Source organism: Bacillus sp. ISL-51, from assembly GCF_018613535.1.
In the GTDB taxonomy this organism is placed as follows: Bacteria; Bacillota; Bacilli; order Bacillales; family Bacillaceae; genus Bacillus.
In genome coordinates this window covers 423,107-444,616 of sequence record NZ_JAGGQB010000005.1, presented here as the reverse complement: position 1 = coordinate 444,616, position 21,510 = coordinate 423,107, and the positions used below count along the sequence as shown (strand labels likewise).

Below are 21,510 nucleotides of genomic sequence, written 5' to 3'. Positions count from 1 at the left end.
GGGCTGGGTGCCCGGCGTTTTTTATTCGCAGCTGCTGAAGCTGTAAGCTTCTTTGTGTTCGGCGGCAGCCAGGCGGTGTTCCGCCGGCTGATATCCTCCCGTTTTTCGTTTTCCTGACAGATGAAAGGCCAGCTGCTTCTGAAATTGAATACCTGCTTTACGCCGTTCAAAAAGCTCCAGCCTTTTTTCCGCAAATGATTTTGTCACGCGGAAGGCAGCTGCGATTAAAGTGACGGCATGGCTTCTCCACTGGGGAAGCTCCATATTTAACAGCATAAAGGTCGGCACACAGAAGTGGTACATAAATTGATTGGCTTGAAATTCCTGAAGCTCTCTGAACAGCTTATTCATGTGAAAATGGTTTCCGGTATGCTTCAGCGCGTGGCACAGCTCATGCGCAAAATCTTCCCACTGTTCTTCAGGCGACTTTCTTTGATTAAGGACAATGCTGTACATGCCGTCACGCTTCAGCATCATGCTGGGGGTATCTTCAAAATGAATCCAAATATCAAGTTCCCTCGCAATGGTCTGCATATCAATATGAAGAGGGGCGGTCATTCCCAAGCTGCAATATAAGTTTTTTACGTATTCCTCCAGATGTGTTAAAAAATCGCCCAATTGAATACACCCTTTCGAACGTATGTTCCTTTTTGAGTGAGAAAGAAAAGCCCTTATCGGACTTTGAATCATTTCCCTTTTCTTTTAAAAATAAACATGCAGCCTTTATATCGGCTTATTTTTCGTTTTATTTAACGAAAAGAGTGAATTATTTCTTTTTCGGCTTGCGGTTTTTTTCTTTTTCTTTTAAATAATTAATGAATTCAATCGCCTGCTGTTTGCTTTCCGGGGAAAAATCCTGCATGTCCCGATACGCGATCTGCAAGTCGGGATCTGAAAACATATCTTCATCTGAAGGCTTTTCTTTTCCGGTTAACAAGTAATCTGTCGACACTTTGAAGTAATCGGCCAGCTTTTGCAGCGTTTCATAATCGGGTTCTGAGCGGCCGTTTTCATAATGAGAGTATCTGGCCCGTGAGACACCGATATGATTAGCGATCTCTTCCTGTGTTTTTTTTCCTCTGAGACTTTTCAATCTGCCGCCTATCATCCGAATGACCTCTCTTTTTTCAACACCCTAATTTACTTCTGATTATAGATACAAAACGTATCGAAATAAAGAGAAGATAAAAAAAGTATCAAAAATGTCTTGATGATACGAAATGTATCGTATATAATCGAACTCATAGAGATACAAAATGTATCAAAAGTGATAAAAAAAGTATCGGGAGGTTATCATATGCAGCCGATTATCATCCGCTTCAGCCGCAATTTGGCTGACCAGCAGTTTTTAGGGCAAGCAGGCGGTTCAATTTCGTTTACCGCTTGCGGACTTCCGGTGTTCCGATTTGAGAACCGAATGCAGTATGAGTTGTATGTAAGCTTAAAGAAAAATGGAGATTCACGGCATGAATGATAACAGCTATCCGTTTTTTACCTATTCGGGATTACTGAATTCAGAACATTACGACAAAATGGGTTCCTCTGTATGGCTGTTTTTATGGTTCATCAGCTCAACGACAAGGGAACAGCAGCACGACGGAGTCAATTGGGGCATCGTTCTTGGGCATAAGCCCGTAAAAGCAAGAGAGATGGCCGAGGTATTCGGCGTCAGTGAAAAAACCGTCAGAAGATGGCTTGATCTTTTGGAAAAGCATGAATATATCAAAGTCGTCCGGGCGCCTTACGGATTGATGATCTCCGTTAAGCATTCGAAAAAATTTACGCAAAGAGCGGACACATATATCCGCCCCGAAGGCTCTGATCAGACATTTACGGTAAATCCGGAGGACAAAAACGTCAGGTCAGATATAGATATAACAAAAGACTATACTGCTGAAGATGAAATAAACGAGATTGCCAGACATTTTATCAGATTGAGGTCTGCCCAGGAGGGGCGCAGCGTGTACCCATCGTCAAGAGATTATCAAGCCATCGCCCGCATTGTTTCCCGCGGTGTTTCAGCACACGAAGCAATCAAATGGCTCGGAGAATGCTTTACAGCCTTTGAACAGCGGCGCACCTCTTCAGCTGAAACGATTAAGTCATTCAGCTACTGTGCCAAGTTTATAGAAGACCGCTTGAATGCGCGAATCGCGAAAAAGACAATCACAATGAGAAGAGAGAGGAATAAAATACATGACAAAACGAACAATCGAGCAGATTCTTGCCGACCTGAAAAACGGGAAACGTCCATTACTGGCGGACAGACCGGGCGAATCAGACGAAAGCCGCTATGACTGTCAGCTCTGTAAAGATCAGGGCGGGTTTCTCAGAATGCAAAACGGAACGGATGTATGGGTGAAGTGCGGCTGCGCCGATGATCGGAAAGTGAAGCGTTTGCTTGGCGCAAGTGAAATCACCGATGCCTTCAGGAAGCTGAATTTCAAGGGGTTTCGAACCTCAGGAAAGCCGCAGGCCGTCATCGATGCTTATGACTGTGCGCTTGAATTTATTGAGAACTTTGACAGGATCAAAAACAGCCGGAAAAACAGCATCGCCCTTTTGGGACGGCCGGGAACGGGAAAAACGCATCTTCTTACCGCTCTCAGCAATGATGTCATGAAACAAAAGCAAACCCCGGTTGTGTATTTTCCGTTTGTGGAGGGGTTTACGGATTTAAAAAATGATTTTGACCTGCTGGACGCAAAGCTTTCCCGCATGAAGCAGGTTGATGTGCTCTTTATAGATGACTTGTTTAAACCGTTAAACGGAAAACCGCGGGCGACCGACTGGCAGATTGAACAGATGTATGCCGTCATTAATTACCGCTACTTAAATCATAAGCCGATCCTTCTTTCCAGCGAGCTTGCCTGTGACGAGCTTGTGCGGATTGATGAGGCGCTGGGGACCAGAATTTATGAAATGTGCAGCGACTATTTAGTCATTATTAAAGGAAATCCGTATGAACTGAACCACAGATTAGAGGGGGCGAGGTAATGTGTAAACTGTGCCGAACGAAAAAAGTCATCGTCAAAGCGACTGCTTTCGGAGCTGTCTTTCACCCGTGCCCAAACTGCAAAGCAGGCGCTGATTTAACACCGGTCATCAACCGGCTGGAGCAAATGGTTCAAGCCGGTAAAGCGAGGCTGGGTGCACATGTATAAATATATAAAATGGCTTTTTTGCCTGCTGTTCCGGGCTAAACGGATCGAAAAGCAAATTGAATCGTGGCATGAAGCCGACGGAAAGTGAGGACATTCATTGCAATTAGAAAACAGTCCCGCCCCATGGCGGGCCGTAAACAGCGGAGAAGAAAAACCAATTTACATTTATTCCGCTTACAATGAAGCGGACAGGGAAAGATTCCCTTATTCAAACGGCAGGCTCATTGCAGCCGTTTTCAACTTAAGCTCATACTCACAGCAAATAAACGCCGCATTGATGGCCAAAGCCCCGGAGCTTTATGAAGCGGCTGAAACGGCTCTTCACATGTTAAAGGGAGAGCTTTCCGAGGGGAAGGAAGAGTTCATTCGTGAGCTCGAACACATCATAAACGACATACAAATAACAAAACAGACGGAGGACTTTTATCATGAATCCTAAAAAACTGGCAAACATCGAAACAACGACATTGCAAAGCCAATTAAAGGAAGGTAAGGTGCGCGTCATTATTGTAGACGGGCTGAAGGGGGAAGCATGGCTCGCCGAAGCGCCGGAGCACGGCAAAACGCTTGTCGAAACGAGAAAGGGAGATTTGGCCCGGGTTGAATACGAAATCGGCTATAAATTGAATTAGATTTTTAAAAACAGAATACGTCCAAGACGGAAAGCCTGCGGACACTGATCAATTGCGCATATCTGTGCATTGATTGGTGTCCTTTTTTTGTTCCCGAAAAGAGGAGGATCATATCATGGAAGACTTATTATTTGAATATAAACGCACGCTGAAGCAAACGAAAAAATGGTACAAGCAGCTGGAGGAAGCTGATGAAGCAGCACTTTCGGCAGAAGAGCTGAAGGACAAAAAAATAATCAGAACAATCATTACAGATTTAGAATATGTCACGGAATGGCTTGAGAAAGGACGGCAGCCCGGCATAAGAAGAGCAATTGACCGCAGAGATGCCTATCAAAGAATGCTGATTAAAGATCCGAGAATTATAGAATCCTATTCACAAGCGATGATGTTTGAACCGAGCGGGAGCATCACTGAAGAAGACAGGATAAGAATACGGGAAGCATTAACCCTATTAACAGATAGAGAAAAAGAAATGCTTCTCCTTCACAAAGCAGAGTGCTTTTCCTATGAACGGATAGCGGCGCTTTTGAATGTAAAGAAATCAACCGTACAGACGACGATCAAACGGGCGCTGTTAAAAATACAAAAGCAGCAGGAAGAAAGAAAACAGTCACCTGCTTAAGGTCTTGTCATACGTTTGCCACCTAGAAGTGAATAGACGAAAACATGAAAGCGGCCGAAAGAAGCCGCTTTTTATTATAGACATCCATGTCGGAGGTGGCGGTGATGCCGTAACATGAAAAACACACAGCGAGAACAAGCATTTGCAGTATATAAGGCGCATAAAGGCAGCATAACAAACCGGGCCGTAGCCGAAGAAGCCGGCGTATCCGCCAGGACGATAGGCAGGTGGAAAAAAGAAGGGCGCTGGAAAGAGGCGTTACATAAAAAACAGAGAAGCCCCGGAAAAAACGCCTCTTATGACAATGATGATTTAAACGAACGCCAGCGGCTGTTTTGCCTTTATTATGTGAAAAGCTTTAACGCCACCCAATCCGCGATTAAAGCCGGGTATTCTCCGGACAGCGCACATGTGACGGGAAGCAGGCTATTAAAAAACGAAAAGGTCGCCGGAGAAATCAGGCGCATGAAAAAGGAAATGGTCAATAAAGTGTTTATCGAAGCGATGGACGTCCTTCAAGTGTATGTGAAAATCGCTTTCGCAGACATCACGGATTATGTGACATTCGGAAAAAAAGAGGTTCAGGCCTTCGGAAAATCAGGGCCGCTGTTTGATGAAAATGACAATCCGATTATGCAGGAGATCAGCTACGTCGACGTAAAAGATTCGGGTCTTGTGGACGGCACGATTGTGACAGAAGCAAAACTCGGCAAGGAAGGCATCGCCATTAAGCTTGCCGACAAAATGAAGGCGCTCGAAAAGCTTTCCTTGTATTTTGACTTATTCCCGGATCAATTTAAACAAAAGATCGAAAATGAAAAATTAAAGCTGGCACAGCAGAAGCTGGAAAAAACAGAGGGCCCCCAAAAGCCGATTGATATTATGATCACGCGGAAAGAGGAACGGACATGATGGAAAAAGCGGTCAACCCGCGCTTTGAGGATTATTTGTTCAATTGGAATGAAACGTACCAATTTCTCGTCGGCGGCTACGGCTCATCAAAAAGCTATCACACTGCGCTGAAAATCATCTTGAAGCTGCTTCAGGAAAAGCGGACGGCGCTTGTCGTGCGCGAGGTGTTTGATACGCATCGGGATTCCACCTTTGCGCTGTTTGAGGATATCATCGAGGAGCTTGAGCTGGCACATGCCGTGAAGGCAGTATCCTCACCGATGCAGCTGAGATTTGCAAACGGAAGCCGGGTTATGTTCAAGGGCATGGACAACCCGGCGAAATTAAAATCCATCCATCATATTTCTTTAATTTGGATTGAAGAATGCTCTGAGGTGAAGTATGAGGGCTTTAAGGAGCTGATCGGCCGTCTGCGGCATCCTGAGCTTTCGCTTCACATGATATGCACCACAAATCCTGTCGGCACCTCCAATTGGACGTATCGGCATTTTTTTCAGGATGAGCAAAACAAACGGTTCGTATTGGATGACCGGGAGCTGTATGAAAAAGGCACCGTCATTAAAGGGGATACGTATTACCACCATTCCACCGCCTGCGACAATATGTTTTTGCCTGAAAGCTACATTGCTCAGCTGGACAGCTTAAAACAATATGATCCTGATCTGTACCGAATTGCCCGCAAAGGACAGTTCGGCGTAAACGGCATCCGTGTGTTTCCGCAGTTTCAAGTCATGAAACATGAGGTTTTACAACAGCGGATCGAAGGCATCAGGCAGCCGATGTTTCGGACAGGCATGGATTTTGGTTTTGAAGAGTCATACAACGCCGTTATTCGGCTTGCCGTAGATCCGGAAAACAAGGAGCTTTATATTTTCTGGGAATATTATAAAAACAAAATGACCGATGACAAAACAGCTGAAGAGCTTCGCGAATTCGCAGACAAAAAAGAGCTGATCAAAGCGGATTCAGCCGAGCCGAAAAGCATTCAATATTTCCGTCAGCAAGGCTTTCACATGGTCGCGGCGAAAAAGTTTCCCGGCTCCCGGCTGCAATACACAAAAAAGCTGAAACGGTTCAGAAACATTTATTGCTCAGACCGCTGTCAGCATACCATTTATGAACTGCAAACATTAACCTATGCAAAGAACAAAAACGGCGCTCTGTCGGAAGATGAATTTTCAATTGATCCCCATACACTTTCAGCGATTTGGTACGCATTGGATGATTACGACGTAGCGGATCTGAAAGATTCATCACAGAAACGGGCCCGCCCGAATCGAGAAAGGAGGAGGTAAATGGTGCCGAACAATCAAAGCGTAAGAGCCACCGTTTTTAAATCAAATATGGCCGCGCCGCAGGCAAAACAGCTGTACGATGATCAATTTTCGGACCTTTACGGCGAAGACATTATTTCTCCGCCTTATAACATTATAGAGCTGAAAACGATTGCCGAATACTCTACAATCCTTCAGCAATGTATTGATGCATATCGGGTCAACATTACGGGCTTCGGATTTGATGTCGAGTACACCTTTGATATAAACAGCTCAGATGTGGCCCCGGTTAAAAAGAAACAGGCTGAAAAAAACTGGACGAAGCTTGAAAGCTTTTACAAATGTCTTCACTTTGACGAATCAGCCGAGACGATTCTCGGGTATGCGATTGAAGACCGGGAAAAAACGGGCAACGGCTTTATGGAGGTGCTTCGGGACGGATCGGGAAAACCGGCGGGGATCGAATATTTGGATGTGAAAAATATGCGGGTGTGCGGCGTAACCGATCCTGTTGAAGTCACGTTTTCCTATGAAGAAAACGGCACGTCCAAAACGATCAAAAGGCAAAAGCGCTTCCGCAAATATGTTCAATTGCAAAATGGCCGGAAAGTTTTCTTCAAAGAATACGGCGACCCGCGCATCATGGACATGCGGACCGGCGAATATGTGAACGCCCTGTCTGAGCAATACAAGGCAAATGAAGCGATTCATCTGAAAATCGGCAGCGGCACATACGGCATTCCGCGCTGGGTCGGCAATATCGTCAACCTATACGGCGCGCGAAAAGCAGAAGAGCTTAACTTCATGTATTTTAAGCAGGGCCGCCACGTGCCGGCTGCGATTACGGTCGAAAACGGCATGCTGTCTGAAACCTCGTATAAAGAGCTGCAAGACTATATGAATGATTTGGAAGGGGTGGAAAACGCCCATAAGTTTCTGTTAATTGAGGCAGAAGGCATCGCCAAGGAAAAAGATCTTCACGGCGGAGAAGACATCACACCGGTTTCCGTGGAAATCAAATCGCTTGCAGAAATTTTACAGGATGATGCGCTGTTTCTTGAATATGACGACAAGAGCAGAAATAAACTCCGGTCCGCCTTCCGCCTTCCGCCGCTTTATACAGGCGAGGCGCAGGAATATAACAAAGCGACGGCGGACACCGCCCGGAAAATAACGGAAGAGCAAGTGTTTCAGCCGGAGAGAAAAACGCTTGTCAACAAGCTGAACACCTTGTTTTTGCCTGAATTGGGCATTCATGATGTGCAGCTGACATTAAAGGGTCCTGATTTTCGTGATCCGCTTGAAATTGCGAAGGTGCTCACGCCATTCATCACGGCCGGTGCCGTCTCGCCTAATGATTTGCGTGATCTGGCAGGCAGAGTGCTCGGCAAAACGCTTGAGGAATGGCCGGAAGAGTTTTACAGCCGTCCCCCATTACAAGCGGCGCAAGATCAGAATGCAAAGAAATGATGAACCAGTCCTTTAAAGGGGGTGAAAAATCTAGTGCCGAGGGAATTGAGAAATGCCGTCATCAGCTTTGTGAGCTACGTGGATAAGGCGGCGAATCAGACGGAATTTTTTTTCACAAAAGCAGCCGGCCTCCCGTCATTTGAAAAAAAGGTGCAGGTGTTTACGAAAAGCGAGCCCGATGAGCAAAAGCTCGTCTACGGCATTGTTTATGAGCCGGATGTCCCCGATGCCCACGGCGACTATATGACAGCTGAAGAAATTGAAAAGGCCGCTCACGGATTTCTGGCCGATGCCCGAAATATTGACACGAATCATAACTTTGAAGGCGGCACCGGCGAGGTGGTGGAGTCATATGTCGCACCGGATGATTTTCAAATCGGCGGAGCACAGATCCGAAAAGGATCGTGGGTGCTTGTCACGAAAGCATCCGATGAAGTATGGGAACAAATTAAAGCCGGCGTCATTACCGGCTACAGCATGGCGGGAACCGCTGACGTATATGAAGAGCCGGAGGAAAAACAAGCCGGCTTATTCGGCGTGGTCAAGCAATTGCTGGACCGCGACCGTAAATCCAGATACCGCAAGGGAGAGGACTTGAAAAAGATGAAAAAAGAAGACTTGAGAGAATCCATTGAACACGCGCTGCATCCGCTGTTGAAGCGTCTTGACAATATGGACCAAAACACGGACGCACAAGACGGGTCATCTGCGCCGTCTGATGATGAAAAGCTGAAAAAGCTTGTTGAGGACATGCTTGCGCCGATTATTAAACGCATTGAAGCGCTTGAAAAAGCAAGAGGGGCTTCAAAGCAGACGGAAGATGACATGAGCGGCAGCCAAGAGCCGGTCAAAAAATCCATTTGGAGCGGACTGCTCTAAACCCAGTCAGAAGGAGGAACTCTAGAGTGAGAAATCAAGATATCATCAGAAAAGCGGAAATGTCACTTTCTGCTTTAAAAAGCGGCGGATTAATGAATCCTGCACAAGCATCGGCTTTTATCCGAATGGTGCAGAACACGCCGACCATTTTCAGTGAATCGCGTGTCATCCAAATGGAAAACGACTCGCAGAAATTTGAAAAAATCGGTTTCGGCCAGCGTATCCTGCGGGCCGCTGAAGAAGGAAAGGCTTTATCAAATGATGAGCTGACCGTTCCGTCAACAAGCACGGTTCAGCTGAATACGAAGGAAGTCATCGCGGAAATTAACATTACGTATGACACGCTTGAAAATAACATTGAAAAAGACGGCTTGCAGCAGACGATCATGCAGATTTTAGCCGAACGGGCGGCAGTGGATATTGAAGAACTTGTCGTAAACGGCGATACATCTTCATCTGATCCGTATCTTGCACAGCTTGACGGGATCCGCAAGCAGGCCGTTTCTCACGTCATTGACGTTAAGGGGGAAGAACTGTCCAGAGCCACTTTCAAAAAAGGTTTAAAGGCGGTGCCTGCTAAATATTTGCGTCTTCCTCAGGAATTCAGGTTTTATACATCTCAAGGCATGGAGATTGAATGGAAAGACCGGGTGGCTGATCGTCAAACCGGCTTAGGGGATCTCGCGGTGCAAGGCGGGTTGTCTTCGGCATTCGGCGTCCCTGTTAAAGGGATTTCCAACCTGCAGCCGTATACAGCCGGAGAAGGAGACGCTCAGTATGATGCGTCTGATATCATTTTAACCCATCCGAAAAATATCATTCTCGGCTTCTCCCGAAATATCAGAATTGAAGTCGATAAGGATATTCGCAGCCGTAAATTTATCATTGTCTTAACTGCTAAACTTGACAGCAAGTTTGAAGAAGAAGATGCAAGCGCGAAAATTATTAACGTCAAAGAATAACAAATGGAGGTGGGGCAGCTATGTTAATTCAGCCGTCTGACGTTGCCTCGTACTCGGTTTATGATCAAGTCAAAAACAGGCCTGAGTCATTGCTCGTGCAGGATATTCTGGAGGCGGAGGCAGAAGCGGCAAGGCTGACGGGTCATCAGTTTACTGATCCCGTGTACGCACCGCTCCCTGAAAAAGCGAAACTCGCGATATTAAAGCTCGCCCAGTATTTTGCGCTTTTGAATCAGAATGAAGCAGCCGCTTCCGCCTATCAGTCTGAAAAAATAGGTGATTACTCTTATACAGTGGCAGCACAAGGCGGAATCGAAAAACCCGCGGTGTACCATCTGCTCAGTGATTATGTCACGCCCGGCTATTCTCCGGTTTCTTCAAGCGTAAAGGTGAGAACGTTATGAGCTACGAACGGCTGCTTACTGACAGGTGTGATATTTATCATGAGACGGAGTCGGTTCCGGAGAGCGGACGCTTCGGAATTCCCGCGCAAAAGCTCCAGCCTGTTTTCACTTATCCTGATACGCCTGATGAACATGACGTGCCGTGCTGCTTCACTGAAAAACAGCAGCAGCTCATCCAGCTTGAGCCTGATCACAAGGTGTATCAGCGGTTTCTCGTTCATTTTCCGATAGCTGCCGTTTTGCGTGTGAACGACAAAATCATCTGGGAAAATCACGTTTACATTCTGGAAATGCCGAAAAAAGTAAGAAATCATCATTGGGAGGCCATAGCTGTGAGGGATGGCAGGTTATGAAGATAAAGGGCCTTGAACGATGGAATCAATCATTAGCAAAAGCCGCTTCCGGAGACTTTTCCCGTCAAGCTGCCGAATGGCTGGAACAGTCCGGCATGCAGTTTCTCGATTTGGTTCGTGATGAACTCATTCATTCGCGGGGCATTGATACAGAGAGGCTGTTATCCTCCTTTCGAAAAGGAGCGCAGGATAATGTGTGGATCACAGAAAAGGGCGGGCTGTCCCTTGAAATCGGCACCAATTTGGAATACGCCTCTTTCATAAATGACGGGCATTGGACCGTCTCGGATGAAAACGTAAGATGGGTGCCCGGATATTTTCAAGGGTCCCGGTTCATATACGATCCTTCGGCATCAACGGGAATGGCGCTGAAGAAAAAATGGGTCAGCGGCAATCAGTTTTGGGATGACGCCCTTCTTTTGTATGAACGGCTCTTTGCAAACTTGCTGAATAGGCGCATGGATAAGTGGCTCAACACATTGGGAGGGAAAATCGGATGAACAGTGAAACCGGGTCAATTGCGGCGTTTTTATATAAACAGTGTGGCGTGCCGGTTTATGAAAGTGAGCTCCCTGAACAATTTCAGGTGCCTTCACTTTACATCCCGCCGCCTTCCGTTTTTGACGAGAATGATACGGTCTCTACCTTTAAGAAAACCTACAGCCTCAATGTAAAGCTGTTCCATCTTGACTCCGTGCAGGCGCTTTATACTGCCGACCGGGTGGCTGACGCTGTCAGAGAATCAAGACACCAGATTCCGCTATTGACGGAATCAGGCGAACATACTGGTGATTTCATCCGCATTACACGTATGGAAACGAGGATCGGAGATAAAGGCGACGCAGTGATCATGATCCGCTGGACGAGCCGTTACTATTATCAGAAACACTCAAATCCCGGATTGCGGGACATTGACATAAACAGCGGGGTGAAACAAAAGTGAAAGAAAACAAAAAGCAAAATACCGTGAAAAAAGAAGGCTCCGTCCTTTTTGACACGGCGGACTTAACGAAGCACGCGAAGGAGCTTTTCGGCGTTAAACCTGAAATTCTTCAGGGGGCTTTATTCGGCGTGAATCAAAAACAAATGACAAAAGCGCAAGCCCAAACTTACATTCAAACATTTCTAACCAAGGAGGTCATGCAATAATGAACGGCGGAACATTTACGCAGGGAAAAGAAAAAGAACGTGCAGGCATCTATTTCAACTTTAAAACAACGGCCGAAGAGCGGGTGGCACTCGGTGAACGGGGGATCGTCGCTCTGCCTGTCGCATCGAATTGGGGTGAAGCGAAAACATTCGTTTCCATTTCAAGCATTGAGGACTTGAACAAAAAAGTGGGACTGAGCATTGAAGATCCGTCATTGCTGCTTTTACGCGAGGCCAAGAAAAAAGCCCGGACTGTTCTGATGTACCGTCTGACGGAGGGAATCAGAGCCAGCGCCGATATCTCGCCGGGTGTAAAAGCAACTGCATTATACGGCGGATCAAAAGGAAATGACATCATGATCCGAATCAGTGAAAATGTCCTTGACCAAACCGCTTTCGATGTGACGACTTATATGGATGAAGCGGAAGTCGACAAACAAACGGTGAAAAAAGCCGAGCAATTAACGGCAAACGGTTATGTCACTTTCACCGGAACGGGCGAACTGTCTTCATCCATCCCTCTGACTGGGTCTGAGGATGAGTCCGGTGAAACGTTACATCCGGCGGTCGGCATCCGTTTGGCAGGCGGAACAGATAAGGCGCCGGTCAACTCGGATTATACAGATTTCTTAGCGGCAGCCGAAACGGAGAACTTTGATGTCATCGCTCTTCCGGTTGCTGATAACGAACAGCTGAAAGCGACATTCGCTGCATTTATTAAACGCCTCCGTGACGCACAGGGACAAAAAGTGCAAGGTGTGACTGCCCATTACAACGGAGACTATGAAGGCATCATCAATGTAACGGAAGGTGTCCTGCTTGAAGACGGAACCGAGGTCAAAGCCGAAGAGGCGACGGCCTGGGTAGCGGGCGCAAGCGCAGGTGCAACTTTTAATCAATCATTAACATTTGTTGAATACGAAGGCGCAGTCGATGTGCTGCACCGCCTGGATCATGATGAAGTTGTCGAACGTCTCGCAAAGGGAGAATTCCTTTTCTCATATGATGCCCGCGATAAGTCGGTCAGCGTTGAAAAGGACATCAACTCTTTAGTCACATTTACCGCTGAGAAAAACAGAAAGTTCGCGAAAAACAAAATCGTCCGTGTGCTGGACGCGGTGAACAACGATTTGACACGTGAGCTGAAAGCATTAATTAAATCGAAAAAAGGCAGCGGAAGCGATATTCCTGCTACAAATGACGGCCTTCAATTCGTCAAAACGATGATTATTCAATACATGACAACGCTTCAGGATGCGGGAGGCATTACTGATTTTGACTCAGATAACGATATCAAAATCGGCATGAGCGAAGACCGCGACGGATTTTTAATTGATCTCGCCGTACAGCCTGTGGACGCAGCGGAAAAATTCTACTTTAATGTGGAGGTAAACTAAGATGGCATTAAAAGCGCAAAACACCATTTCAGGAAAAGAAGGCCGTTTATTTCTCGATGGGGAAGAAATGGCGCACATCAAAACATTTGAAGCAAACGTGGAAAAAAACAAATCAGAAGTGAACATCATGGGCCGCCGCATGACGGGCCACAAAACGACAGGCGCCAACGGAACGGGCACGGCGACATTTTATAAAGTCACATCAAAATTCGCCGTTCTCATGATGGATTACGTCAAAAAAGGCAGCGATCCGTATTTTACGCTGCAGGCCGTTCTTGATGACCAATCGTCAGGCCGCGGCACAGAACGCGTCACACTATACGACGTCAACTTCGATTCAGCCAAAATCGCCGGATTGGATGTGGACTCAGAGGCGCTCGAAGAAGAAGTGCCGTTTACATTTGAAGATTTTGATGTGCCGGAAAAGCTTTCTGAAACGTTTTAAGTCCGGATTTGAAGTATGAAGCAGACCTTCTGTGAGGAAGGTCTGCTTTTAAACATGAAAAACATAGATAAAAGGGAGTTTTAATGATGAGCGAAAAAAACGAACAAGTATATGATCTGTCCTTCTTTTTGCCGGGGAAAACAGTGGAGGCTGAAGAAATCAAGGTTCCTCTTTCAAAGCGGTTTGTTGATAAAAAAGGAAATATGGTGCCTTTCATTTTTAAAGCGATCACGACTGAACGCATTGATGAATTGGAGAAGGAAAGCACGACGTATAAAAATGTTAAAGGCCGCGGACGCGTAAAAGACTTAGACAGTCAGCGTTTCTATGCGCGAATTGCAGTGGAATCTACAATTTACCCTGATTTCCGCTCTAAAGAGCTTCGCGAGGCATACAAAACGGCAGACCCGGTAGAGGTGGCAAAACGCGTTCTTTCAGTCGGCGGCGAATATGCCAACTGGTTAAACAAAGCAATTGAAATCAACGGTTTTGAGGACGAATTGGAAGATTTGGAGCAAGAAGCAAAAAACTGATAAAAGATGGAAACAAGGAAGCCGTGTATCTCTATTACGCGATGCACGAGCTTCATTATTCTCCATCAGAACTGCAAGAGTTATATGAAGCGCCGAGACATTTTAAGGCGCTGTTATACGGGTTCATCGGTTATAAGCTGGACATTCTTGAAAAACAAGCGAAGAAAGGGGGAACAACATAATGGCAAAGCTGACGGCCCGGTTTGAAATGGAAGATCGAGTGACAAAGAAAATAAGGAAAATTCAAAATGGCTTTAGAGCGCTTGAGAAATATAGAAAAATGTCGAAACGCAAAAGCGAAATTGATATTCGGAAAGAGAGTAAATTTGTCTTAAGAACGGTTGATCGCATTCAACGATCTATGAAAAGAAAGCTGGGCGCACAAATCATCTCTATTACAGCTGAAGACGGAGCCAGTGCCGTCATTCAAAAGGTGCAAGTCCAATTAGCGGGTCTGCCTGCGTCTTTAACCATTAAAATAGGAGCAAAGGATAACGCGACAGCGGCATTTGAAAGATTGCGGGATTTGGCCGCCGGGTTTAAAGGATTTACCGTTACACTAAGTGCGGCAGACCAAGTGACACCCGCCATTCAGCGCATACAACACTATATGCAGTCTGCGTTAAAGAGTGGGTATTCTGTCACCATACGGGTAATTGATCACGTCATGAAAACAGTCGGCCGCATTTCAGCGGGGATTGATACGCTGACGGGAAAAAACAACAGTATTCAGCTATCGTTAAATGAAAAGGTGACAGCACAGCTTGCTGCATTGCAAAAGAAAATGCCGGAAATCGGAAAAATGCCGAATGCCGCTCCTGACGTTTCTCCGAAAAACAGCTTTTCGATATTGGATACAATAGCAGAAACTTTTATGAAAAAAGTCAATGAAATTGCAAGCAAATTTTATCCGGAAACAATCTTGGCGGAACTGGACAAGTTTGCGGCATCCTTTATGAAAAAAGCAGACGAGATCGCAACAAAGTTCAGTCCGGAAACGATACTGACAGAGCTGGATAAGTTCACAACTTCTTTCATGGGAAAAGTCAATGACATAGCAAGCAAATTCAGCCCGGAAACAATCTTAGCGGAACTGGACAAATTCACGACTTCATTCATGGGAAAAGTCAACGATATAGCAAGCAAATTCAGCCCGGAAACAATCTTAGCGGAGCTGGACAAATTCACGACTTCATTTATGGGAAAAGTCAATGACATAGCAAGCAAATTCAGCCCGGAAACAATCTTAGCGGAGCTGGACAAATTCACGACTTCATTCATGGGAAAAGTCAATGATATAGCGAGCAAATTCAGCCCGGAAACAATCTTAGCGGAACTGGACAAATTCACGACTTCATTTATGGGGAAAGTTAACGATATAGCGAGTAAATTCAGCCCGGAAACAATCTTAGCGGAGCTGGACAAATTCACGACTTCATTCATGGGAAAAGTCAACGATATAGCAAGCAAATTCAGCCCGGAAACAATCTTAGCGGAACTGGACAAATTCACGACTTCATTCATGGGAAAAGTCAATGATATAGCGAGCAAATTCAGTCCGGAAACAATCTTAGCGGAGCTGGACAAATTCACGACTTCATTCATGGGAAAAGTCAACGATATAGCGAGCAAGTTCAGTCCGGAAACAATATTAAAAGAACTGGACAAATTCACAGGCTCCTTTATGAAAAAGATAGATGACATCGCCAGCAAATTCAGTCCTGAAGCGATATTTAAAGAGCTGGACAAATTTACAGATTCATTTATGAAAAAAGTTGACGACGTCGTTGGCAAATTCAGTCCGGATGCAATCATAGAAAAAGCTGAAAAATTTGTTGATAACATTGTCAGCAAGATCGCGAAAAAATTCGAGAAATTCAGTCCGGATAAAGTCATAGATAAAGTCGGGGAATTTCTAGAAAAGATTATGACAGGCATCGCTGAAAAATTGGGGAATCTCAATATAGGCGGGTTATTAGGCGGTAAAACCAAAAATGCAAAAGGCAAAGGCAGTATGTCCGGGGGAAGCGCCCAAAGCGCGAATCGTCCTAATGTAACGAAGCGGCCGCAGCCGGCTGCGCCGGCGGTTAAATCCTCCGGAAGGTCCGCCAAAAAGACAGGGGGCGCGTGGGGCGGCTGTTGCTGCTGCACCGGCGTCTCACGCAGCAAAAGCAATAAAGTCGAAGATAGAAATAAATCTACAAAACGTGAATCACCTGGAAAGGGAAGTAAAAATACCTCTGTCAATACACTGAAAACGAAAGATTCAAGTAATGGAATGAAGAGCCTTTTGAAAGGGTTGGAGGGTTCCAAGACATTAAAGGGCGGACTGAAAGGATTAAAAGGTGCGGCTAAAGGGATTCCCGGTATAGGCGAATTATTGTCACTTACTGATTTAATCGGAATGAATAAAGACAACGCCGGGGAAAAAATTGGTTCAGCAGGCGGCGGTATGGCCGGGGCGGCTGCCGGAGCAGCGATAGGAAGTGTCGTTCCCGGAGTCGGAACATTAATTGGAGGAGCGGTAGGCGGAATCGCCGGCAGTTTAGGCGGTTCCGGCTTAGGCGAGGCCTTTGATTCCGGAGCTTTGAAAGATACGTGGAATGATATCACGAAAGCCGCTCAAACTGCTTGGTCAACGATACAAGATACTTGGGGGAGCGTTTCCTCATGGTTCATGGACAATGTATGGACACCTGTGTCAACGGCAGTTGTCGGAGTGGCGACAAGCATCTGGTCGAACATCGTAAATGCATGGACGACGATTCAAGGCATTTTCAGCACGGTATCGGCATGGTTTATGGACAATGTATGGACGCCGGTATCATCAGCCGTAGTCGGAGTGGCGACAAGTATCTGGTCAAGTATCGTAAATGCATGGACAACCATTCAAAATGTTTTCAGCACGGTATCAGCATGGTTTATGAGCACCGTCTGGGAGCCTGTTAAATCAGCTGTAGTTGGAGTAGCGACTTCCATTTGGAGTAAAATCACAGGAGCTTGGGATAAAATTAAGTCTGTTTTCAGTACGGTTTCCGGGTGGTTCATGGACACGGTCTGGAACCCTGTGAAAAACACTGTAACAGATGTCGGAAAAGGAATATCAGATGCTTTCCAGACTGCCTTAGATACTGTAAAGGACATTTGGAAAGGGTTAAGCGGCTGGTTTGAGAAAAACATTCAAGAGCCCCTCACGAAAGTGGGCGAAGCCATTTCAGATGCATTTTCTGCAGCATTCGGCTGGGTGAAAAAAATATGGGACAAAGCGGGCGGAGCGGTGTCAAGCGTTATAAACTTTGTGACAGGCGGCGGAGATAAAAAGAAAAAGGCGGATAAAAACGCCACAGGCGGATACATCACAAAACCGACCATCTCATGGATCGGTGAAGCCGGCAAGGAGTTTGTTATTCCTGTCGACAACAACCGCGGCCGCGGCAAAATGCTTCTGTCTCAAGCCGCCTCAAAGCTCGGCATGCGAGTTGTCGATAATATGGGCGCGGCAGCAGCATCAGCCGGTGCGCCGGCATTAGGCGGCGTTTCATCGTCTTCCGTGTCCGCATCCGTTTCACCGTCCGTTGATGCATCCGGTCTCAATGGCCAAGCTTCAACACTCGGCAAACAATTCACGGAAGGATTTGACAGCGGCATCAGCAGCAATGCAGTGGATATGGAAGCCTGGAAACAGAAGAATATCAGCACACCGTTTAATAATTTAATTTCCGTTTCGCCTCACTACGGAAAGCAAGTCGTCACAAGCTATGCAAAAGGGCAAAATGCGACGCAGACGGGAACCGATGCGTTTTTACAATCGAAAGTCAAAACGCCTTATCAATCCGCGGTCAATCAATCATCCTCTTGGGGGATCGGAACGGTCAAAGGGTTCTCGGCCGGGCAAAATGCAAAGGATACGGGAACGGCGCAATATGTGAGCACACATGTAGATAAACCGTTCCTGCAATCGAAGGACGCTTCAAACGGGTGGGGATCAGGCTTAGTCGGCAACTTTGTATCAGGTATGATCTCCAAAGGAAGCGAAGTGAAACAGGCGGCCAAAGACATGGCCAAAAAGGTTGAGGAGGCTTTTCGGGAGGAGCTTGATATCCATTCTCCTTCCCGCGTCATGATGAGTCTCGGCCGCTTTGCTTCAGTTGGTGTTGTCAAGGGGCTTGGCTCAGTTGATGTGAAAAAATTCGCTGAAAAACAAGCAGGCTCGCTTGCGGCCGCTTTTTCAGGCATGGGCGCTGCCGGAGGAAACGTCAAGGAGTGGCTTTTGGCCGCAATGAGCGCTACAAATACGCCATTAAGCTGGCTTCCGGGATTAATGACCATCGCTCAAAATGAATCCGGAGGCAATCCGAACGCCATTAACTTATGGGACAGCAACGCAAAAGCGGGGCATCCGTCACAAGGACTCATGCAGACAATCCCGAGCACGTTTGACGATCATAAAGCACCGGGCATGAATGATATCCGAAACCCGATTCACAACGCGGCAGCCGCCATCGGCTATATTAAAAGCCGCTACGGTTCGATCAACAACGTGCCGGGCATTAAAAGCATGAATCACGGCGGACCGTACATCGGCTACGCGAACGGCGGTTTGATTACGAAGGAACAAATCGCCCGTGTCGGCGAAGGCAATAAACGGGAGTGGATTATCCCTGAAGAACGGGGCATCCGCGGCCGTTATCTTCTTCAACAAGCGGCTCAAGCGCTGGGAATGGAAGTATCTGATCCGTCTCAGGCCGACCCGGCGTCGCTTTCTGCTGGCACAGTTTCTGCCGCAGTCACAGGAAGCCGGCAAACCGTACAAAAAGCAGGAACAAATGAAATTAAAATTGAATTCAGCGGCGAACAGCATTTCCATAATGGACAAGATGCCGACAGCCTGGCGGCCAAAATCAAACAGGCGCTGATCGATGAATTGCAAAAAGACATTTATACCGGAGCGAAGGGGGCCGTTGCTTTTGACTAAATCCGTTTATGAATTTTGGATATCACAGGGAAAGGATAAGCTCCGGCTTCCCGTTCTTCCTGAAGCAATTGATATCGCAAACAGTGTGCAGAATGATTCAGTGAAGGTCACCGGACTGGGAGATGTGACATTTATTGAAGAACCGGGAGCGAAAGAAATTTCGTTCTCTTCTTTTTTTCCAAAAAGATACAGCCCGATTGCTGAATATAAAAGCATCCCTTCACCAGAAAATGCAATCGCCAAAATTGAAAAATGGATGAAGGCGAAAAAACCCGTTCAGTTTTTGATTACGGGGACAAAAATCAATGTCACATGCAGCATTGAAAGCCTCAATTACAGTGAAGGCGACAATGAAATCGGTGACAGGAATTATGACATCGTGCTGAAAGAATATAAAACTGCATCTCCAAGAAAAATCAAACAAAAGAAAAAAACGAAAGCGAAGCGCCCGTCCAAAGCTTCTCCCAAAACGTACACGGTGAAAAAAGGAGACACGCTGTGGGACATTGCCGGGAAGTTTTACGGAAACCACACTGAGTGGAGGAAAATTTGGAACGCGAATAAAGCCGCTATGATTAAGCGAAGCAAACGGAACATCAGGCAGCCGGGGCATTGGATTTTCCCGGGGCAGAAGCTGAAGATACCGCAATGAAACGGGTGAATGAAATGATAGAACTATTTGTCATTAAAGAAATGGAGTGGCTTGAGCTGGTGACAGAAAGCGTATCACTTGAAGGCCGCAGATACCAGGCGCCGCGCTCGATTGAAGCGACGATTGTGGTCAAGCAGGGCAGCCAGACGTATTACAGCGTGTCAGAGGGTGATACGGTTTTATTTAAATGGAACGGGAAGGAGCTGTTCCGCGGCATTGTCTTTGCGAGAACCCCGGACGAGCATACCGTCGCCTTTACCGCTTATGATATGCTCCAGTATCTTGTGAAAAACCAAGATGTCTATGTGTTTTCCAATCAGCGCGCCGATCAAATCATTAAGAGAATCGCCAGCGATTTTCAAATTCCCGTCACGTCGATTGCCAATACGGGCCACACAATCAAGTCTCTCGTTTTTAAAAATGATACGAGTCTTTACGACATCATTTTAAAGGCGTTAAAGCAGACAAAAAGCCAGACGGGACGCCATTATCAGCTTTATTCAGAAAAGGGCAGGCTGGGATTGCGAGAGTGGCCGGAGCCGTCGGAGGTTTGGGTGCTGGAAACAGGTGTCAATATCACGGGGTATCAATACAGCACCTCAATAGACGATACCGCAACCCGTGTCGTCATGCGTCTTCAAAAAGACAACAAAACGGTGAAAGCAACTGCCAAAGACGATTCCGGCATGAAAACATTCGGCGTCTTGCAGTATACAGAAACGGTTTCTGACGACATTAACGAAGCCCAGCTGAAGCAGCGGGCAAAGGTCAAGCAGGCAGAGAAAAAGGGCGTGAAACAAGAGCTGAAAAACATTCAGGCCATCGGCATTCCGGGTCTGGAAAGCGGTCTGCCGGTGTATATTTCAATCCCGGAAATCGGGTTGGAAAAAACGTATTACGTTGATACGGACCGCCATGAATTCCAAGGAACGAAACACACGATGACCATTGATGTCACAGAGAAAAACGTCATGCCGGAGGGGACTTCCTGATGAAACTGAGTGATGCCATTAAACATTTAGCAGTCGGCGCGGTTGATGCCGGGGCGCCGGTAGAATTAATTCCGGCCGAAGTCACAGCCGCTGCGCCGCTCGAATTGAAATTGAAGGATCACGATAAGCTCATCATTCCGGCAGATGCCGTCATTGTACCGAAACGGATGAGAGCGGGGGAAGACGATCAGCTCCAGCCCGGAGAACGGGTAATGACCGCGGCTTTAACCGGCGGTCAATCGTTTTTTATACTGGACAAAATTTAGCCGCATTTCTGTATAATTGGGAAAAAACGGGGATGTGCATATAAGTCGAGAGACTGGATCATTTGGTGTTCACTGTCGCCAGTATCGAGCGGACCGTGCAATTTTACAACCGGATGCTGGGCATGAAGGCCTTACCTTCGGGGCAGGCAGAACCGCGCTTCCTTTTGGTGATCAGGAAATAAATCTGCATGAAGCCAATAAAGAGTTCGAGCCGAAAGCGCAGACTCCGACACCCGGGGCAGCCGATCTCTGTTTCATTACGGAAACTGCCATTCCGTTATCCGCCATGTGACGGAGGGCGGATTGACTATAGAGGAAGGACCGGTGAAACGCACGGGAGCGATAGGGGACATTTTATCCGTCTATATCAGAGATCCGGACGGAAATGTAATCGGAATTTCAGCCTATTGAAAGGCAAAGGAAAAG

General features: G+C 46.6%; 27 protein-coding genes and 1 pseudogene. 26 read left to right on the top strand and 2 right to left on the bottom strand.

Features of this window, described 5'->3' with window-relative positions; translation table 11 throughout:
- Nucleotides 1-21 precede the first annotated feature (21 nt).
- A complete protein-coding gene (locus tag J7E26_RS07050; RefSeq protein ID WP_214984869.1) occupies nt 22-618 on the bottom strand; it encodes an ImmA/IrrE family metallo-endopeptidase in 597 nt (198 codons plus the stop codon).
- A gap of 148 nt (nt 619-766) precedes the next feature.
- Nucleotides 767-1,108, bottom strand: coding sequence for an HTH-type transcriptional regulator Xre (xre, locus tag J7E26_RS07045; protein WP_214801247.1), 342 nt, complete (start codon nt 1,106-1,108; stop codon nt 767-769).
- A 189-nt stretch (nt 1,109-1,297) separates the two neighbouring features.
- Between xre and J7E26_RS07040 the strand changes: the two genes are divergently transcribed.
- From J7E26_RS07040 to J7E26_RS06915, 26 genes and pseudogenes are all read left to right on the top strand, one after another.
- Nucleotides 1,298-1,474, top strand: a complete 177-nt coding sequence (locus J7E26_RS07040; RefSeq protein ID WP_214801249.1) for a hypothetical protein — start codon at nt 1,298-1,300, stop codon at nt 1,472-1,474.
- A complete protein-coding gene (locus J7E26_RS07035; protein WP_214801251.1) occupies nt 1,467-2,297 on the top strand; it encodes a FaeA/PapI family transcriptional regulator in 831 nt (276 codons plus the stop codon). Before J7E26_RS07040 ends, J7E26_RS07035 begins: the two co-directional genes overlap by 8 nt.
- Entirely contained in the window at nt 2,197-2,997 is an 801-nt protein-coding gene (locus tag J7E26_RS07030) for an ATP-binding protein (RefSeq protein ID WP_214801253.1), read from the top strand. Before J7E26_RS07035 ends, J7E26_RS07030 begins: the two co-directional genes overlap by 101 nt.
- On the top strand, nt 2,997-3,164 hold the full coding sequence (locus J7E26_RS07025; protein WP_214801256.1) for a hypothetical protein: 168 nt from the start codon (nt 2,997-2,999) through the stop codon (nt 3,162-3,164). The genes J7E26_RS07030 and J7E26_RS07025 overlap by 1 nt, the downstream gene beginning before the upstream one ends.
- 97 nt (nt 3,165-3,261) lie before the next feature.
- Nucleotides 3,262-3,603, top strand: coding sequence for a phage portal protein (locus J7E26_RS07020; protein WP_214801259.1), 342 nt, complete (start codon nt 3,262-3,264; stop codon nt 3,601-3,603).
- The gene (locus J7E26_RS07015) at nt 3,590-3,796 is read left to right on the top strand and encodes an XtrA/YqaO family protein (RefSeq protein WP_214801339.1); all 207 of its coding nucleotides are present in this window, start codon (nt 3,590-3,592) and stop codon (nt 3,794-3,796) included. The genes J7E26_RS07020 and J7E26_RS07015 overlap by 14 nt, the downstream gene beginning before the upstream one ends.
- A 115-nt stretch (nt 3,797-3,911) precedes the next feature.
- On the top strand, nt 3,912-4,421 hold the full coding sequence (locus tag J7E26_RS07010) for a sigma factor-like helix-turn-helix DNA-binding protein (RefSeq protein ID WP_214801262.1): 510 nt from the start codon (nt 3,912-3,914) through the stop codon (nt 4,419-4,421).
- 114 nt (nt 4,422-4,535) lie between these two features.
- On the top strand, nt 4,536-5,333 hold the full coding sequence (locus tag J7E26_RS07005; protein ID WP_214801266.1) for a terminase small subunit: 798 nt from the start codon (nt 4,536-4,538) through the stop codon (nt 5,331-5,333).
- Nucleotides 5,330-6,628 (top strand): PBSX family phage terminase large subunit, encoded by a 1,299-nt coding sequence (locus tag J7E26_RS07000; RefSeq protein WP_214801269.1) that lies wholly within the window; start codon nt 5,330-5,332, stop codon nt 6,626-6,628. Before J7E26_RS07005 ends, J7E26_RS07000 begins: the two co-directional genes overlap by 4 nt.
- On the top strand, nt 6,629-8,077 hold the full coding sequence (locus J7E26_RS06995) for a phage portal protein (RefSeq protein ID WP_214801272.1): 1,449 nt from the start codon (nt 6,629-6,631) through the stop codon (nt 8,075-8,077).
- Between the two features lie 33 nt (nt 8,078-8,110).
- Nucleotides 8,111-8,956 carry an XkdF-like putative serine protease domain-containing protein gene (locus J7E26_RS06990; RefSeq protein ID WP_214801275.1) on the top strand — a complete coding sequence of 282 codons (846 nt, stop codon included), beginning with the start codon at nt 8,111-8,113 and terminating at the stop codon, nt 8,954-8,956.
- Between the two features lie 26 nt (nt 8,957-8,982).
- Entirely contained in the window at nt 8,983-9,918 is a 936-nt protein-coding gene (locus J7E26_RS06985) for a phage major capsid protein (RefSeq protein ID WP_214801278.1), read from the top strand.
- Between the two features lie 20 nt (nt 9,919-9,938).
- Nucleotides 9,939-10,322, top strand: a complete 384-nt coding sequence (gene yqbG, locus J7E26_RS06980; RefSeq protein WP_214801281.1) for a protein YqbG — start codon at nt 9,939-9,941, stop codon at nt 10,320-10,322.
- The gene (locus tag J7E26_RS06975; protein ID WP_214801284.1) at nt 10,319-10,675 is read left to right on the top strand and encodes a DUF3599 family protein; all 357 of its coding nucleotides are present in this window, start codon (nt 10,319-10,321) and stop codon (nt 10,673-10,675) included. Before yqbG ends, J7E26_RS06975 begins: the two co-directional genes overlap by 4 nt.
- Nucleotides 10,672-11,175 (top strand): HK97 gp10 family phage protein, encoded by a 504-nt coding sequence (locus J7E26_RS06970; protein ID WP_214801287.1) that lies wholly within the window; start codon nt 10,672-10,674, stop codon nt 11,173-11,175. The genes J7E26_RS06975 and J7E26_RS06970 overlap by 4 nt, the downstream gene beginning before the upstream one ends.
- Nucleotides 11,172-11,618: a phage tail terminator family protein gene (locus J7E26_RS06965; protein ID WP_214801291.1), complete on the top strand. Its 447-nt coding sequence runs from the start codon at nt 11,172-11,174 to the stop codon at nt 11,616-11,618. The genes J7E26_RS06970 and J7E26_RS06965 overlap by 4 nt, the downstream gene beginning before the upstream one ends.
- Entirely contained in the window at nt 11,615-11,824 is a 210-nt protein-coding gene (locus J7E26_RS06960) for a YqzN/YkzM domain-containing protein (RefSeq protein WP_214801294.1), read from the top strand. Before J7E26_RS06965 ends, J7E26_RS06960 begins: the two co-directional genes overlap by 4 nt.
- Nucleotides 11,824-13,221, top strand: coding sequence for a phage tail sheath family protein (locus J7E26_RS06955; protein ID WP_214813216.1), 1,398 nt, complete (start codon nt 11,824-11,826; stop codon nt 13,219-13,221). The genes J7E26_RS06960 and J7E26_RS06955 overlap by 1 nt, the downstream gene beginning before the upstream one ends.
- 1 nt (nt 13,222) lies before the next feature.
- Nucleotides 13,223-13,666, top strand: coding sequence for a phage tail tube protein (locus J7E26_RS06950; protein ID WP_061523160.1), 444 nt, complete (start codon nt 13,223-13,225; stop codon nt 13,664-13,666).
- 86 nt (nt 13,667-13,752) lie between these two features.
- Nucleotides 13,753-14,199 (top strand): phage tail assembly chaperone, encoded by a 447-nt coding sequence (locus tag J7E26_RS06945; RefSeq protein WP_214801300.1) that lies wholly within the window; start codon nt 13,753-13,755, stop codon nt 14,197-14,199.
- Between the two features lie 41 nt (nt 14,200-14,240).
- The gene (locus J7E26_RS06940) at nt 14,241-14,381 is read left to right on the top strand and encodes a hypothetical protein (RefSeq protein ID WP_214801343.1); all 141 of its coding nucleotides are present in this window, start codon (nt 14,241-14,243) and stop codon (nt 14,379-14,381) included.
- Nucleotides 14,381-19,174 (top strand): transglycosylase SLT domain-containing protein, encoded by a 4,794-nt coding sequence (locus J7E26_RS06935; RefSeq protein ID WP_214813213.1) that lies wholly within the window; start codon nt 14,381-14,383, stop codon nt 19,172-19,174. Before J7E26_RS06940 ends, J7E26_RS06935 begins: the two co-directional genes overlap by 1 nt.
- Nucleotides 19,167-19,826 carry a LysM peptidoglycan-binding domain-containing protein gene (locus J7E26_RS06930; RefSeq protein WP_214799900.1) on the top strand — a complete coding sequence of 220 codons (660 nt, stop codon included), beginning with the start codon at nt 19,167-19,169 and terminating at the stop codon, nt 19,824-19,826. Before J7E26_RS06935 ends, J7E26_RS06930 begins: the two co-directional genes overlap by 8 nt.
- A gap of 14 nt (nt 19,827-19,840) precedes the next feature.
- Entirely contained in the window at nt 19,841-20,818 is a 978-nt protein-coding gene (locus tag J7E26_RS06925; RefSeq protein ID WP_214799925.1) for an XkdQ/YqbQ family protein, read from the top strand.
- Nucleotides 20,818-21,084 (top strand): DUF2577 family protein, encoded by a 267-nt coding sequence (locus J7E26_RS06920; RefSeq protein ID WP_214799898.1) that lies wholly within the window; start codon nt 20,818-20,820, stop codon nt 21,082-21,084. The genes J7E26_RS06925 and J7E26_RS06920 overlap by 1 nt, the downstream gene beginning before the upstream one ends.
- Before the next feature lie 53 nt (nt 21,085-21,137).
- Nucleotides 21,138-21,495: pseudogene (locus tag J7E26_RS06915) on the top strand (VOC family protein).
- The last annotated feature ends 15 nt before the right edge of the window (nt 21,496-21,510 follow it).